This window comes from Streptomyces sp. JLBT605 (assembly GCF_058215555.1).
In genome coordinates this window covers 5880390-5894804 of sequence record NZ_CM177087.1, presented here as the reverse complement: position 1 = coordinate 5894804, position 14415 = coordinate 5880390, and the positions used below count along the sequence as shown (strand labels likewise).

Annotated in this window: 10 protein-coding genes; 5 read left to right on the top strand and 5 right to left on the bottom strand. The window is 72.4% G+C overall.

Going from position 1 to position 14415, the window contains the following annotated elements:
• Positions 1-4 precede the first annotated feature (4 nt).
• A complete protein-coding gene (locus tag AC4BDD_RS25915; protein WP_490687861.1) occupies positions 5-484 on the bottom strand; it encodes a very short patch repair endonuclease in 480 nt (159 codons plus the stop codon).
• 453 nt (positions 485-937) lie between these two features.
• Between AC4BDD_RS25915 and AC4BDD_RS25910 the strand changes: the two genes are divergently transcribed.
• The 3 genes from AC4BDD_RS25910 to AC4BDD_RS25900 all read left to right on the top strand — a co-directional run bounded on the left by AC4BDD_RS25910 (position 938) and on the right by AC4BDD_RS25900 (position 6441).
• Entirely contained in the window at positions 938-2116 is a 1179-nt protein-coding gene (locus AC4BDD_RS25910; RefSeq protein WP_490691937.1) for an MFS transporter, read from the top strand.
• A 328-nt stretch (positions 2117-2444) separates the two neighbouring features.
• Entirely contained in the window at positions 2445-4010 is a 1566-nt protein-coding gene (locus tag AC4BDD_RS25905; protein WP_490687860.1) for an FAD-dependent oxidoreductase, read from the top strand.
• Positions 4011-4194: 184 nt separating this feature from the next.
• Positions 4195-6441: an aldehyde dehydrogenase family protein gene (locus AC4BDD_RS25900; protein WP_490687859.1), complete on the top strand. Its 2247-nt coding sequence runs from the start codon at positions 4195-4197 to the stop codon at positions 6439-6441.
• Between the two features lie 68 nt (positions 6442-6509).
• Here the strand turns inward: AC4BDD_RS25900 and AC4BDD_RS25895 are convergent, their stop codons facing one another.
• From AC4BDD_RS25895 to AC4BDD_RS25885, 3 genes are read right to left on the bottom strand one after another with little or no spacing between them, the layout of a single operon-like run.
• Positions 6510-8633, bottom strand: a complete 2124-nt coding sequence (locus tag AC4BDD_RS25895; RefSeq protein WP_490687858.1) for a WD40 repeat domain-containing serine/threonine protein kinase — start codon at positions 8631-8633, stop codon at positions 6510-6512.
• A gap of 22 nt (positions 8634-8655) precedes the next feature.
• Positions 8656-10746 carry a caspase, EACC1-associated type gene (locus AC4BDD_RS25890; RefSeq protein WP_490687857.1) on the bottom strand — a complete coding sequence of 697 codons (2091 nt, stop codon included), beginning with the start codon at positions 10744-10746 and terminating at the stop codon, positions 8656-8658.
• A complete protein-coding gene (locus AC4BDD_RS25885) occupies positions 10736-11080 on the bottom strand; it encodes an effector-associated constant component EACC1 (protein ID WP_490687856.1) in 345 nt (114 codons plus the stop codon). Before AC4BDD_RS25885 ends, AC4BDD_RS25890 begins: the two co-directional genes overlap by 11 nt.
• 286 nt (positions 11081-11366) lie before the next feature.
• On the opposite strand from AC4BDD_RS25885, the gene AC4BDD_RS25880 reads away from it, so the two are divergent.
• On the top strand, positions 11367-12290 hold the full coding sequence (locus AC4BDD_RS25880; RefSeq protein WP_490687855.1) for an ATP-grasp domain-containing protein: 924 nt from the start codon (positions 11367-11369) through the stop codon (positions 12288-12290).
• Positions 12291-12334: 44 nt separating this feature from the next.
• On the opposite strand, the gene AC4BDD_RS25875 is transcribed toward AC4BDD_RS25880, so the two are convergent.
• Positions 12335-13249 carry a 4-hydroxy-tetrahydrodipicolinate synthase family protein gene (locus AC4BDD_RS25875; protein ID WP_490687854.1) on the bottom strand — a complete coding sequence of 305 codons (915 nt, stop codon included), beginning with the start codon at positions 13247-13249 and terminating at the stop codon, positions 12335-12337.
• 71 nt (positions 13250-13320) lie between these two features.
• Here AC4BDD_RS25875 and AC4BDD_RS25870 point away from each other — a divergent pair, with 71 nt between their 5' ends.
• Positions 13321-14316, top strand: a complete 996-nt coding sequence (locus AC4BDD_RS25870; RefSeq protein ID WP_490687853.1) for a LysR family transcriptional regulator — start codon at positions 13321-13323, stop codon at positions 14314-14316.
• Positions 14317-14415 lie beyond the last annotated feature (99 nt).

Here is a 14415-nt window from a genome sequence, read left to right as displayed (position 1 = left end):
AAGTCTAGCCTGCGATGTTCGGTGCGACGTACGTAGTCGACTCTTCCGCCACGGCCCGCCCGGACTGTGCCGACCGCCGATCCCGGACCAGGGCAGCGATCCGTTCGGCGGCCTCCACCGCGCTCTCGTGTTCCCAGACCCGGACCGAGACCCAGCCGGCCTCGGCAAGGCGGGCGTCGGTGTCACCGTCCCGGGCCCGGTTCTTCTCGATCTTCTCCCGCCAGAACCCTGAGTTGTTCTTCGGCCACGTCGCATGCTCGGGGCAGCCGTGCCAGAAGCAGCCGTCGACGAAGACCGCGACGCGAGCCGGCCCGAAGAGGATGTCGGCCTCGCGACGAACGCCCTTGAGCGGCTTGCGGTGGACCCGGTAGCGCAGTCCGGCGGCGTGCAGGGTTCTCCGGAGGGCGATCTCGATGCCCGTGTCGCGGCTGCGCTGGCTGCTCATCCGGGCACGGATCTTCGGGGTGGTCTCCAGAGCGGGCATGCCCCCATTCTGGCGCGGGTTTCCCGGCGAGGCTCCCTGCCTCGCCAATACCGCGACTGACCTGCGCAAACACATGGCGATCACCATCTCCCCTCCGCCGGCCACGGACGCATCTCCCCTACGCCGGTGGTGAATGGAAGGCCACCGGCGCGCAACTCACTGCTTGCCTCCGACTACGGACCGTGCGCGGCGCTGCGGCTTCCGACTGCCCGGCCCACCTCCATACGCAGACCCTCAAGGGAACAGCCTCAGGGGGTCTCCCCACACCGTCGGGACGACGGGCTTTGAACCCGCGACCCCTTGACCCCCAGTCAAGCGCCCGTCCTTTCCGGCATAAAATTGACCAAACCGGGACGCTATAGTCATCACCGCCAGAATTGCCGCCGACCTGCAGCAAGCCCCGCAGGAGGAGCAGTGACCACCGCTCCCGCACCAGCCGCGCCCGCCCGGCAGATGTGGCCGCTGTATGCCGTCGGGTTCACCACCGCTTTCGGCGCGCACGCCGTCGCCGCCAGTCTCGGCGGCCGCTCCCCCGACGCGGTCACCTCCTTGATCGTCCTCGGCGGAATCCTCGCCCTCTACGACGGCGCCGAGGTGCTTCTCAAGCCCCTCTTCGGCAGCCTCGCCGACCGGGTCGGCGCGCGTCCGGTGCTGCTGGGCGGGCTGGTCGCCTTCGCCGCGGCCTCCGCGCTCTACGCGGTCGCCGGCAGCCCCGGCTGGCTGTGGGCAGCGCGCCTGGGCCAGGGCGCCGCGGCCTCCGCGTTCTCTCCTTCGGCCTCCGCCCTGGTCGCCCGCCTCAACCCGGTCGCCGGACACGGCCGCGCGTTCGGCGGCTACGGCTTCTACAAGTCGATCGGCTACACCCTGGGCCCGCTGCTCGGCGGCGTGCTCGTGTGGGCCGGCGGGCTGCGGCTGCTGTTCACCGTCCTCGTGGTCCTCGCCGCCGTCGTGGCGCTGTGGGCAGCGCTCGCGGTGCCGCACGTGGCACCGCCGGCCCGGTCTCGCCAGACGGTCCTCAGCCTCGTCCGCCGCCTGGCCCAGCCCTCCTTCTGGCAGCCCACCGCCGCCCTCGCCGGCGCCACCGCCGCCCTCTCCGTCGGCGTCGGTTTTCTTCCCGTCTCCGGTGCCGGCGCCGGGCTGGGCACGGTGGCCACCGGCGCCGCCGTCTCCGCTCTGGCAGCCTGTTCGGCCTTGGTCCAGCCCCGAGCCGGACGCGCCCTGGACAACGGCCGCATCACCATCCGTGCCGGCCTCACCACCGGCCTCACCGTCACGGCCGCCGGCCTGGCCTGCGCCATGCTCCCCGGGCTGGCCGGGTTGTTGTCGGCCGCCGTTCTGATCGGTACCGGCACCGGCCTGGTCACTCCGCTCGGCTTCGCCGCCCTCGCCACCTCCGCGCCCGCCGAACGGCTCGGCCAGACCATGGGTTCGGCCGAGGTCGGTCGCGAACTCGGCGACGCCGGCGGCCCGCTCCTCGTCGCCGCCGTCGCCACCGCGGCCACACTCACCTACGGATACGCCGCCCTCGCCCTCCTGCTGGCCGCGGGGCCCGCGCTCCTGAGGCCGTATCGAGGCGGGCGTCCGGCGCCTCCGCGGACCGGTGGGCGGTCAGCCGGACAGGGAGGTGACTGAGCGGTTTCCGGCATTGCCCGACGTCCGCCGTCCCGAGCACCCCTAAATCGGTTTCAGCCGCGCATCGCAGGCTGACAGACCTCCTCGGCCTCCGCCCCACCGTGTGGATCATGGCCGGTCTGCTCGCGCCGTGCTGGCTGATCCTGGCCCTGAGCCCGGTGCGGGCCCACCGGGACCTGCCGGCCGCCGTCGCGGCGGAGCCTGACGGTCGCCCTGTTTGTCAGGGGGCATTGCTCCGACCGGCCGCATCCCGGCGTACTTCCAGCCTCCTTGTGTTGGTTGGTGCCGCGCGCCGGGAAGGTGGAGGGGCATGCCGACAGACCCTCGTATGACACATGAGTCGTACTGGATGCATTCGACGCCCAGCACCGCGTACCCCTCGCTCGATGCCGATACCGATACCGAGACCGAGACGACCGAGGCCGAGACCGAGGCGGATGTCGCGGTCGTCGGTGGCGGCATCGCCGGGCTGTGCACCGCGTGGGAGCTCGTGCGGGCGGGCCTGAGCGTCGTCGTCCTGGAAGCCGACCGGATCGCGGCCGGTGTCACCGGCTACACCACCGCCAAGGTCTCCGCCTTGCAGGGGCTGTGCTACGCGAAGCTGCGGGCGGCACAGGGGGCTGACGCCGCCGCCCTGTACGCGCGCTCGCAACTCGACGCGGTCGAGCACACCGCCGAGCTCTGCGCCGGTCTGGGCATCGACGCCGAGCTGGAGCGGGCGGACGCGTGGACCTATGCGGAGACGGCCGAGTACGGGCCGAGGATCGAGCAGGAGGCGCAGGCCGCGCGGGAGGCGGGGCTGGACGCCTCGCTGGTCACCGATACGGATCTGCCGTTCCCGGTGGCCGCCGCCGTGCGCGTACCGGGGCAACTGCAGTTCCACCCGCGGAAGTTCCTGCTGGGGCTCGCCGACCGGTTCGTCGCGGCCGGGGGCCGCATCCACGAACGTACCCGGGTGGTCCGGCTGCACGACGGCGCGCGGTGCCTTCTCACTACGGAGAGCGGCGCCGTGGTCCGGGCGCGGGACGCCGTCATCGCCACCCACTACCCCGTCTTCGACCGGTCCCTGCTGTTCACCCGGTTGTCCCCGCGCAGGGAGCTGGTGGTCGCCGCCGCGGTCCCCGCGGACCGGGCGCCGCGGGGCATGTACCTCAGCCCGGAGGAGCGGACCCGCTCGGTGCGCACCGCTCCCCTCGGCGGGGCGGAGCGGCTGGTGATCGTGACCGGGGAGTCCTTCGAGCCCGGCGCGGAGGACGTGGCCGGGCGGTTCGACCGGCTCCGCGGCTGGGCGGAGGCCCGTCTCCCCGGGTTCGCCGACTCCGCGGTCCGCTACGGCTGGGCCGCGCAGGACAACGACTCCGATGACCGCCTGCCGTACGTGGGACCCGCCCATCCGGGCACCCAGCACGTCTACGTGGCCACCGGCTTCGGTGGCTGGGGGATGACCAACGGGGTGATGGCCGGCCGGCTGCTCGCCGCCCGCGTCACCGGCGGCCCCCGGCCCGACTGGGCGCAGCTTTTCGACCCGCGCCGGCTGCCGCCGCTGCGGGACACCGGGACGCTGGTCAGGGAGCAGATGCACGTGGCCCGGCACTTCGTGGCGGACCGGCTGCGCACCACCCATGTCGACGCGGTCACCGACCTCGCGCCCGGCGAGGGCGCGGTGGTGCGGGTCGGCGGTCGCCGGTGCGCGGTCTACCGCGATCCCTCGGGGGCGGTATGTGCCGTCTCGGCGCGGTGCACGCATCTGGGCTGCCTGGTGCACTTCGACGATGCCGAGAAGGTGTGGGAGTGCCCCTGCCACGGCTCCCGCTTCGCCACCGACGGCTCGGTGCTGCACGGCCCGGCGGTGCGCCCGCTCGAACCACGCGAGGTGCCCGGCGCGGAGGCGTAGCCGTGCGCGGCGGCCGGACCGGGGCGGCCCGGATCCGGCGTTCGCCGCCGGCGGTCTCGCCCGTTCCACATCCATGTTCTGGTCAGGCGCAATCCCGGAATCAGCCAATCAGCAAGTCCACTCTTCAGAGGGGAAGTTGATAGTTCCGCGCATTGTGTAGCTTCCTGTGCGCAGTTCTCTCACTGTGCGTAACTCCTATGCGGTGCTCGTCGGCGGTGAGCCGCAGCCGGGTGAGGGCTGGTTCCACTGGCCCCGGGTCGGCGCGGTGCTCCATGACCAGTACGACACGATGGCTCTGAAGGCGCGGCTGGACTACGGCAGGGGCGACACCTCCGACCTTGCCGATCCCCGGTTGGCGGGACGGGTTGCCCAATCGACCCAGGAGCAGTCGCACACCGCCCTGCGCCTGGCCCGGCGGGCCCAGCCCGGGTGGATGCGGGTGCCCCTGGAGCGGCGGTTGGCCTTCGCCGGTGCGTTCCACCAGGTGATGCGTGAACGCGCCGAGGAACTGGTGGGCATCCTGGTGGCCGAGGGGCATCCGGTCCGGGTCGCGCGCTGGGAGCTGGCGACGATGCTGGCCATGACGCACCCGAGCACCCTCGCACACGCCCGGCAGACGCTGGAGTGGCGAACGGAGCAGTCCGGGCGGCTGGTGCGGCTGGTACGCAAGCCCGACGGGGTGGTGTGTCTCAATCCCGCGCGCAACGCGGCGGTGCTCTCGTCCGTGCTCGGCATCCCGGTGCTCGCCGCGGGCAACTCCCTGGTCGTCAACGCCCCGCCCAGCGGCCCGCTGGGGGTCGCGTTCGTCTACCACGAGCTGGTGGCGCCGCTGCTCGCCGAGTACGGTGCGCCGCCGGGCACGCTCAGCATGCTGTGCGGACCGTCCCGCCCGACGCTGCGGACGTGGCTGGAGTCCGAGGAGTGCGACGACGTCTTCTACTACGGTCCGGCCCACCACGGCTCGCGGCTGGCGGTGTCCTGTCTGGAGCACGGCAAGCGACCGATTCTGGAGCTGTCCGGCAACGACGCCATGGTCGTGTGGCGCGACGCCGATCTCGAACCGGCCGCGAGGGCGGCCGCCGAACGCTACTACGGCTCGGGCCAGCTGTGCATCGCGCCCAAATTCGCCCTCGTCCATCCGGCCGTCGCCGACCGGTTCACCAGCCTGCTGCACCGCCAGGTGGCCGACATGCGGGTGGGCCCGCCGGAGGATCCGGATGTGGTGCTCAGCCCGGTCGTCAAACGGGCGGAATGCCTCGACGTTCTGCAGGAGGCCGTCGCTCTGGGAGCCCAGCAGATCTGCGGCGGTGAACTCGTCGACGTCCACGACAAGCCCACCGCCAGAGGGCCCTTCGTCCGGCCCGTCCTGCTGCGCGTGCACGGGCTCGCGGCGGCACATCGGATGCGGGCGGTCCGCGAGGAGACCTTCTTCCCGCTGATGTGCGTCGTCGTGCCCGAGGACGCTCCGGATGACCGGATGCTCGACGACGTCCTCGCCTTCGTCGACAACAACCGCTACGGCTTGCGCAATTCGCTGTGGACGCGCGACGCCCACGTCATCGACCGGTTCTGCGACGAGGTCTCCAACGGTGGCGTGCTCAAGGTCAACGACAGCCACATCGGCTGCCTTCCCGTGCTGCCGACGGTCGGCGGCACAGGAGTCAGCGGCGGCGTGTTCGGCGAGGCCAACCTCGCCTTCGTCCGCACCACACGGCTGCAGGGCATCAGCGTGGCCCCTGATCCGACCGACCCGAGCCTGTTCGACCACATGGCGGCGGTCGATACCCACGAGGCTTCCGGACACAGCCCGACGTCCGGAGAACACAAGGAACACCAGTGGCAACAACAGCGAGGAGTGAGCCGGCAGATGACCACACAGGCCCAGGACGCCCTGCTCAACAGCAAGATCGACGTGTGCTTCGGGCACATCGACGCCGACAAAAACGGGTCGATCGACCGCGAGGACCTGTTCACTCTGGGGGCGCGGCTGCTCGACGAATTCGGCGAGTCGCCCACGTCCCCCAAAGGCACCGCGCTGATGGACGGCATGGTGCGGTTCTGGGACGCGGTCTCCGCCGCCGCTGACGCCGACGGCGACAAGCGCATCACCCCGGCGGAGTACCGCACCGGCATGAAGGGAGCCTTCATCACCTCCACAGAAGGCTTCGACCAGGCGTTCCGCCCGCTGATCGAAGCGGTCTGCGGTCTCCTCGACACCGACGGCGACGGAGAGGTCGACGAGAAGGAGTTCCAAGCCTGGCAGCGGGTCTTCCGCACCGCGCCCGAGAACCGCGCCGCCGCCTTCCAGGCCCTGGACGCCGACGGCAGCGGCAAGCTGAGCGTCGAGGAACTCCTCACCGCCATGCACCAGTACTACACCAGCACCGACCCCGATGCCCCCGGCAACGTGCTCTACGGCCCTCTTGACTGAACCCACTGAACACCCGAAGGCCCCGGCTCCCGTCACGCACGGGGACCGGGGCCCACGCGGCGGGGCGGTCAGCGGAAGGCGTTGACGTCCCACAGCTGCACGGCACCGTCGTCGCCGCCGCTTCCCGTGGCCACCAGGCGGCCGTCCGGGCTGAACGCCACGCAGCCGGGGCTCGCGACGGCGCCGCTGCGGATCCGGCCGAGCGTGCGGTGACGCCTGACGTCCCACAACCGCAGCTGGTCGGTGTCGGCCGTGGCCAGGGTCCGGCCGTCCGGGCTGAACGCCAGAGAGAAGACGATGCCGGTGTCCTTGAGTTCGGCGAGCTGCCGGTGACCGGCCACGTCCCACAGCCGCGTGGCGCGGCCCCAGTAGGCGGCGGCGAGCGTGCGGCCATCCGGGCTGAACGCCAGGGCGTTCACGCTGAGGAACTTACCCAGTGGCAGACCCAGTTGGCGGTGGCTGGCCACGTCCCACAGCCGCAGCCGTCCGTTGCTGTCGCCGGTGGCCAGGATGCGGCCATCGGGGCTGAACGCGACCGCGTTGATCGTGGAGTCCGGGTAGCGCTGGAAGGACCGGCCGAGCTGCCGCCCGCGGGCCACGTCCCACAGCCGCAGGTCGCCGTGGTCGCCTCCGGTGGCCAGGACGCGGCCGTCCGGGCTGAACGCCACGCTGTTCACGGCGTCGGAGCCGATTCTCAGCGGCGCGCCGAGCCGGTGGTGGTCGGCGGTGTTCCACAGCCGGGCGGTGCCGTCATCGCCGCCGGAGGCGAGGGTGCGGCCGTCCGGGCTGAAGGCCACGCTGCTGATGCCCAGCGAGCTGGTGATCAGCGGGCGGCCGTCGGCCCGGCGGTGGGCCACGTCCCACAGCCGGGCGGTGCCGTCGAAGCTTCCCGTGGCGAGGGTGCGGCCGTCCGGGCTGAATGCCACGCTCGTGACGAAGGCGGTGTGGCCGAAGAGGGTGACCGGCGGCTTCGCCGCGGGCGGCGTGCCGGAGCGGGAGGCGCCGGCCCGCGGCTGCGCGGCGGCGCTCGCGGAGGGGCGCGGAGACGGTGCCGCACCGTCCGTACGGTGGCCGGGAGTCAGCAGACTCCAGGCCAGATGCCCGGCGATCAGCACCGAGAGCCCGGCGAGCGCGCCGGCTCCGGCCGCCTGCCAGGTTCGTGCGCGGCTGCGCCCGGCTCCGGAGCCGGGCGCAGCCGTCTCGGCCTCGCCCGGGGCTGCCCCGCCGCTGCCGGGGCCCGTCCGGCTGCGGACCTGGTCCGCCTCGCCGCCGCCCGAGTCCGTGCCGACGGCCGCCCGGGCGGTCTCCATGAGCCGCGTCACGTCGGCGGCGCGCCTGGCGATCAGGGTGTGCACCGAGACCGGCCAGGGGCGCTCCGACGGGGTGCGGGCGCCGAGTTCCTCGAGGAGATCGCCCGGTGTCGGCCGCCGGACCGGGTCCTTGACGAGGCAGGACTCGATGATGCCGCGCAGCCGGTCCGGGACGGCGTCGAGCTCCGGTTCGGTGTGCACCACGTTGTAGAGGGTCTGCGGTGTCGAGGGGCCGGCGAACGGCTGCCGCCCGAGGAACGCCGCGGCCAGCACCGCGCCCAGCGAGAAGACGTCGCCGCGCGCCGTGGCCCGGTGGCCCCGGGCCTGCTCGGGGGACATGAATCCGGCAGCCCCGGCCAGCCAGCCGGCCGGGGTCAGGGCGCTGCCGCCCTCGCGGTCGGTGGCGCGGGCGAGGCCGGAGTCGGTCACCTTGAGCCCGTCGGCGGTGAGCAGGATGTTCCCGGGGCTGAGGCCGCGGTGCACCAGGCCGGCCCGGTGTACGTCGGTCAGGGCGTCGGCCAGGCAGGCGGCGAGCCGCAGCACCGGTTCTTCCGGGAGCCCGCCGACGACGTCCACCGCCTCGCGCAGCGAGACCCCGCACACGAACTCCGAGACCAGCCACGGCACCGGCGCCTCCGGGTCGGCGTCGGTCAGCACCGCGATGTGCGCGCCGGACACCCGTCGGGCGGCGTCCACCTCCCGGCGCAGCCGGGCGCGGAACCCGGTGTCGTCCAGGAAGTGCTCGTGCACCCGCTTGAGGGCGACCGGGCGGCCGTCCGGCGCCGCGGCCAGCAGCACCCGCCCGAGGGCGCCGCCGCCCAGTTCGGCGTACGGCCGACAGCCGGCGATCATCCCGGTGTCCGGCGCCCTGAGCGGCCTCATGCCCGTCCTCCGGCGAGGGCGGTCAGCGCAGGGTCCACAGGTTCACCTTCCCGGTGAGGACTCCGGCCAGGGTCTTCCCGTCCGGACTGAGGGCCACGGAGATCGAGTCCGAGGCCGCATCCGCGTCCGCGCCGCCCGACATGGTGAACCTGCCGAGCCGGGCGGCGATCCTGCGGGTGGCCACGTTCCAGATCAGCAGCAGTCCCGCCTCGGTGCCGCCGATGAGGAAGGCACCGTCCGGGGTGAAGGCCAGGGAGCCGATGATGCTCGCGACGCCTTCGTCCGCGTCGTCGGTGTAGGTGAATCCGGTGATCTCCTTGTGGGTCGCGACATCCCACAGGTGGACCGCCTTGGCGGCGGTGGCTCCGGCGAGGATCTTGCCGTCCGGGCTGAAGGCGAGATCGCCCACGCCGTTCTCGGTGCCGGCGAGGGTGGCGATCCGCGTGTACGTCGCGCCGTCCCAGAGTTCGACCAGTCCGGCGGCGGTGGAGCTGGCCAGGATGGACCCGTCCGGGCTGAAGGCGATGGAGTTCACCTCCTTGGTGGCCGTGTGGGCGTCGGCCACCGCGCTGGACCGCGTGGCGATCTTCGCGTGGGCGCCGACGCTCCAGATGGAGATCGTCCCGATGCGGTTGCCGCTCGCCAGGACCGCGCCCTTGGGACTGAAGGCGAGCGAACCGACCGCTACGGCGCCCTCGTCGGTGAGCGTGGCCCGGCGTTTGCGGGTGGCCGTGTCCCACAACGAGATCACGCCGTCGTGCCGGGGGCCATCACCGAGCTCCTTGCTGTCCGCGCCCGCCAGGATCGCGCCGTCCGGGCTGAACGCCACGGCGCGCACCCCCAGAAAGGCGGGACCGGTGAAGTCGGGCAGGGTGGCGACGCGCCGGCGGGTGGCGACGTCCCACAGGTCGATCGTGCCGTCGAGGCCGCCGAGGGCCAGCCGTTTGCCGTCCGGGCTGAACGCCGCGTTGGTCGCGCCGGACGTGTGCAGCGTGCCGGCCAGGACCGGTTCGGGGGCGGCGCCCGCGCTGCCGGACGCCCCCGCCCCTTTGCCGTTCGCGTCCTTGCCGGACGACATCAGGGGGACCAGACTCAGCGGCGCGGCGACGGCGGTGAGCCCCAGCCCCGCCAGCAGCAGGGTGCGGCGCCCGGGACGTCGGAGGCCGGGCAGCTTGCCCGGTGCGGTGGGCGAGCCGGCCGCCGGAGCGTTCGGTGACGTCGCCGCCGAAGCGTTCGGCGCGGGCGCCGCCGGTGCGTTCGGCGCGGGCGAGTTCGGCCGGTGCGCGGCGGGCGAGGCGAGGCCGATGTCGCCGGGTGGGCCGGGATCGCCGGGTGGACCGAGGTCCGCGCCGGATCGATCCGTCCGCGCCCGGTGGGCGGCGTTGCGGGCGAAGGGGAACTGGAAGGCGTCGCGTACACCGCCGTCGACCGGCTGGGGAAGCCGCGCCTGCAGAAGACGGGCCCGGGTCTCGACGAAGACCTGCCGCAGGGTCAGCTCCGCGGGTTTACCGGGGATGCCGTTGCTCACCACGTCGATGAAGGTGTGGGTGAAGTGCGTGAGCCGCCCGCCGAGGGGGCTCTTGGCCTTCTCGTAGCGCGAACTGGCGCCGATGAAGTACAGCCCGTCCACCGGGGTGATGTCCGCGAGGTCGCCGGTGCCGGACTGGAAGTGGAACTCGGCGTCCAGGCCGAGTTCGGCGTGGCAGCAATCCAGGATCACCAGCTTGGTCGCGGCGGGTGATCCGCGCAGGACCTCCGCCAGCCTCGGGTAGAGCAGCGCCGAATCCGACAGCACCTCCGGGTCGGCCACCGTACCCGTCAAGGCGAGTGCCAACTGGCCGTCGCGGGTGCGCATTCCGTGGCCGACGTAGTAGACGAGGAGGACGCCGGTGACGTCCCGTACCTGTGCGACCAGCTCCATGACGGCGTCCCGCGGTGTCTCGGCGTCCTCGATCGCCGTGACGCGCTCACGCGGCCAGCCGCACACGTCGCTGGTGAGCAGGTCGGTCAGGGCGCTGACGCAGGTGTTCGCGGGCAGCGGCCTGATGGCCGGATCGCGGTGGTGGGAGGTCCCGATCAGGATCGCCCGCGAGCGGGAGCGATCAGGGCTCATCGTCGAACAGGTTCTCCAGCAGCGGCAGGATCTCGTCGGCGTTCTTCGCGGTGACCTCCAGGCGGTCCTCGCCGCGGCGGAACTTCAGGGTGATCCCGGGCCCGCGGGAGTCCACGAGCGACTTGAGGATCTGCATCAGGACGGTGATCGCGCCGCCGGAGCAGGCGACCGTGACGAACTCCAGGACCGAGCCCTGCTCACCGGCCACCCCGGCGGCGGGTACGGCCCGCGCGCGCAGTCCGGGCACGCCCCGCACCTCGTCGTAGACGGCGTCGAGGTCCTCCGGGCTCCCGGCCCGGATCTCGACCACCCCAGCGGTTTCGCGCGCCGCCATGTCCCCCGCCCTCCTGGCCGGTACAGCCGTGAACCTGGGCCGTCTACTTTCCTGTTTCTACCACGAGTTACACCGATCCGGTGCGCGCGGGCACGAACGCCCCGCCGACCGGGCCGCGCCGGCGGGGGAAGCCCCGGCCGACGCGTACCCGGCCTCGGCGGAGTCGCACGACGTCCGGTGATCCTGCCGGGCAGCCGCGGCAGTCACCGTTTCCGGCCATGTGGGTGCGCGGTGGCGCACGAGAGGGTGTTGCCGGGCGAGGGCCGCACTCAGTTCGATGACCTGTATGGCGTTGAGCGAGCTCGTTCTGATGACCGATCACAGCTCGGCCGAGGGCAGCCGTGAGCTGCTCGGTGCCGCGGCGCACATGCTCACCGGCAGGGAGCCGGTCCTGCTGGACGCGCGGCACTTCATGAGCGGCGGAAGCGGCCGGATCGCAGCGGACGGCGACGGGCTGCGGCTGGAGGGCGGCGGGGCGGTGGTGACCACGGACACCGTGCTGGTCTACGAGATCCCACCGCACCGGCGCCGGGACTTCGAGGACTGCCAGCGCCTGCTGCGCGCACACGGCGCCCGGTCGTTGGGCACCGACGGGCAGGCGTGGCGGGCGGCGACCGAGAAGGACCGCACCGTCGAATGCTTCCTGCGCGACGGCATAGCGCACATGCCCACCACCGCCTTCTCGCGGCCGACCGCGAAGGAGGCCGCCGAGGCGTTCGAGCACCTCGGCGGTGACGTCTGGGCCCGGCCGGCCATCGGCATGGGCGGCCACGATGTCTTCCACGTCACCACCCACCCCCAACTCACTGCCGCCGCACGCCACTACGCCGCCATGGACGCCGACTGGCTGATCTCCCGCGACGCCGCCAACTTCACCCCGGACGGGCGGCGCCACCAGTACCGGGTCGTGGTGCTCGGCGGGCGCGTGCTGCGCGCGGTCGAGCACATCCAGCCGGACCCCGACGCCCCGTGCAACGAGAGCCAGGGCGCCAGCTCCGCCCTCCTCCCCGAGGAGGACCTGCCGACCGGGCTGGCCGAGCTGGCGATCTCGGCGACCAAGTCGCTCGGTCTGCCGTTCGCGGGAGTGGACCTGGCAGCCGAAAGCGGCGGGGTGGTCTTCGAAGTCAACGTCCACCCCATGTTCGGCACCGTCCGCGGCCTGGAGACCGTCGCTGTGCCGTACGTCGCCGCACATCTTCCCCCGGCCTGATCCCCGTGCCGCGGTCACCGGCACTTGGGGATGTCCGCGTGAGATCAGGCCGGGGACGCCTGCGGTGCGCGGCTTCCGGCCAGGGACACCGCTCGGCGGACGGTGTCGGTGGAGGCGGCCAGCAACGGCATCCGGACGGCCGGGCTGGGAATGCGTCCCTGAGCGTGCAGCACCCCCTTGATCACTGTGGGGTTGGGTTCGGCGAAGAGGGCGGCGGACAGTCGGGCAAGCTCGGCTCCGAGCCTGCGGGCGGGTGTACCCGCGCCGCGACGCCACAACGAGATCAGTTCGGCGTAGTCGGCGGTGCGGACATTGGCCGAAGCGAGAATTCCGCCGTGGGCACCCGCCGCGACGAGCGGTGATATGACGATGTCGTCGCCGCCGAGCACGGCGAAGCCGGGCGGGGGGCAGTCGAGCAACTCCACCGTGGTCGCGTCGATCGCGCCGGTCGCGTGCTTGATCCCGACGATCCCTGGTATGCGGCTGAGGTCGGCGATCGTGCCGGCACTGAGAGTCTGTGCGGTGCGGTACGGGATGTCGTACACGATCAGCGGTATGCCGCCGTCTTCGGCCAGGGCGGTGAAATGCGCCAGTGTCGCCGCTTCGCCGGGCCGGATGTAGGGCGGCGCGGGAACCAGCGCCGCGGCCACGTCACCGCTGTCCGCCAGCTCCCGCAGCGACGTGATGGCGGTGGCGGTGTCGTTGGTGCCGACGCCGACGATCAGCGGGGCGCCGTGTGCCCGGCAGGCGGCCGAGCAGATGCGCACCACGGTCGCCTGCTCCTCCTCGGTCAACGTGGCCGCTTCCGCGGTGGTGCCGAGGGCGACGAGTCCCGAGGCGCCGGCCGACAGCGCCTCGTCGGCGAGTCGGGCCAGAGCGTCGGGGGCCAAACGCAGGTCGTCGGTGAACGGAGTCACCAAGGGGACGTACAGGCCGTTGAAGATCGGATTGGGCTTCATGGTTCAACCCTGACCCACACTGATCCGGTAGATCCAGTTCTGATTTCTACCGTCATGCCTAAGCTGAGCTTATGCTTGATGTTCGTCGTCTCTACCTGCTTCGCGAGCTGGACCGGCGGGGCACGATCGCGGCCGTGGCCGAAGCGCTGACCTTCACCGCATCCGCCGTCTCCCAGCAACTGGGCGTGCTGGAACGCGAGGCAGGCGTGGCCTTGCTGGAACGCAGCGGCAGGCGGGTGATCCTCACGCCCGCGGGCCGATCCCTCGTCGTACACGCCGACGCCGTGCTGCAACGCCTCGAGCTGGCGGTCGCCGAGCTGGCCGGCGCCCGGGAGGGCATCGGCGGGCCGCTACGGATCGGAACCTTCCCCTCCGCCGGCCACACCATCGTGCCCGCCGCGCTGGCCGAGTTGGCCCAGCGGCATCCCGCGCTGGAACCGATGGTGCGAGAGATCGACTCCGCGCGCGTCTCGGACGGCCTGCGAGCCGGCGAACTCGACGTGGCCCTCGTCCACGACTACGACTTCGTGCCCGCCTCACCGGACACCACGGTGGACGAGGTCCCCCTGCTGGAGGAGCCGATGTACCTCGTCACCAACACCGCGACCAGCACCACCAGCCGCAGCGACACGCTGGCAGGGCTGCTCGGACCCTGTGCTGACGTCCCGTGGATCACCGCACGAGACGGCACCACCGGCCACGCGATGGCGGTGCGCGCCTGCCAGGCGGCCGGATTCCAACCGAGGATTCGCCACCAGGTCAACGACTTCCGCACCGTGCTGGCCCTGGCCGCCACCGGCCAAGGGGCGGGACTGGTACCGGAAATGGCCACCGCGCAAAGCCCCGCCGGTGTGGTGCTGACCAAGTTGCCGTTGTTCCGCCGGTCAAAGGTCGCCTTCCGCGCGGGCGGCGGCACCCACCCGGCGATCGCCGCGTTCGTGACCGCGGCGAGAGTGGCAGTGGGCCGCGTGATCGGTTCGGAAAGCGACGAGAAGACCGCGATGCCCTACGCGGACTCCGCACCGGCCCCGCTGGAACAGGGCCCCGAAGCCGACCCACCGAGTTGACGCCGACACCCGGTTCCGTCCCGGATGGTTGCGCTTGACCCACTGTGCGGAGCCACCGTCCACTGGCGTTGCCGTCAACTACTGCCGTCACCCCACGCA

Excerpts from the sequence above, each read along its gene's own strand:
- AC4BDD_RS25905 (WP_490687860.1), top strand. The coding sequence starts at position 2,445 with ATGACACATGAGTCGTACTGGATGCATTCGACGCCCAGCACCGCGTAC.
- AC4BDD_RS25870 (WP_490687853.1), top strand. The coding sequence starts at position 13,321 with ATGCTTGATGTTCGTCGTCTCTACCTGCTTCGCGAGCTGGACCGGCGG.
- AC4BDD_RS25880 (WP_490687855.1), top strand. The coding sequence starts at position 11,367 with ATGGCGTTGAGCGAGCTCGTTCTGATGACCGATCACAGCTCGGCCGAG.
- AC4BDD_RS25910 (WP_490691937.1), top strand. The coding sequence starts at position 938 with ATGTGGCCGCTGTATGCCGTCGGGTTCACCACCGCTTTCGGCGCGCAC.
- AC4BDD_RS25895 (WP_490687858.1), bottom strand. The coding sequence starts at position 8,633 with ATGAGGCCGCTCAGGGCGCCGGACACCGGGATGATCGCCGGCTGTCGG.
- AC4BDD_RS25875 (WP_490687854.1), bottom strand. The coding sequence starts at position 13,249 with ATGAAGCCCAATCCGATCTTCAACGGCCTGTACGTCCCCTTGGTGACT.
- AC4BDD_RS25915 (WP_490687861.1), bottom strand. The coding sequence starts at position 484 with ATGCCCGCTCTGGAGACCACCCCGAAGATCCGTGCCCGGATGAGCAGC.
- AC4BDD_RS25890 (WP_490687857.1), bottom strand. The coding sequence starts at position 10,746 with ATGAGCCCTGATCGCTCCCGCTCGCGGGCGATCCTGATCGGGACCTCC.
- AC4BDD_RS25885 (WP_490687856.1), bottom strand. The coding sequence starts at position 11,080 with ATGGCGGCGCGCGAAACCGCTGGGGTGGTCGAGATCCGGGCCGGGAGC.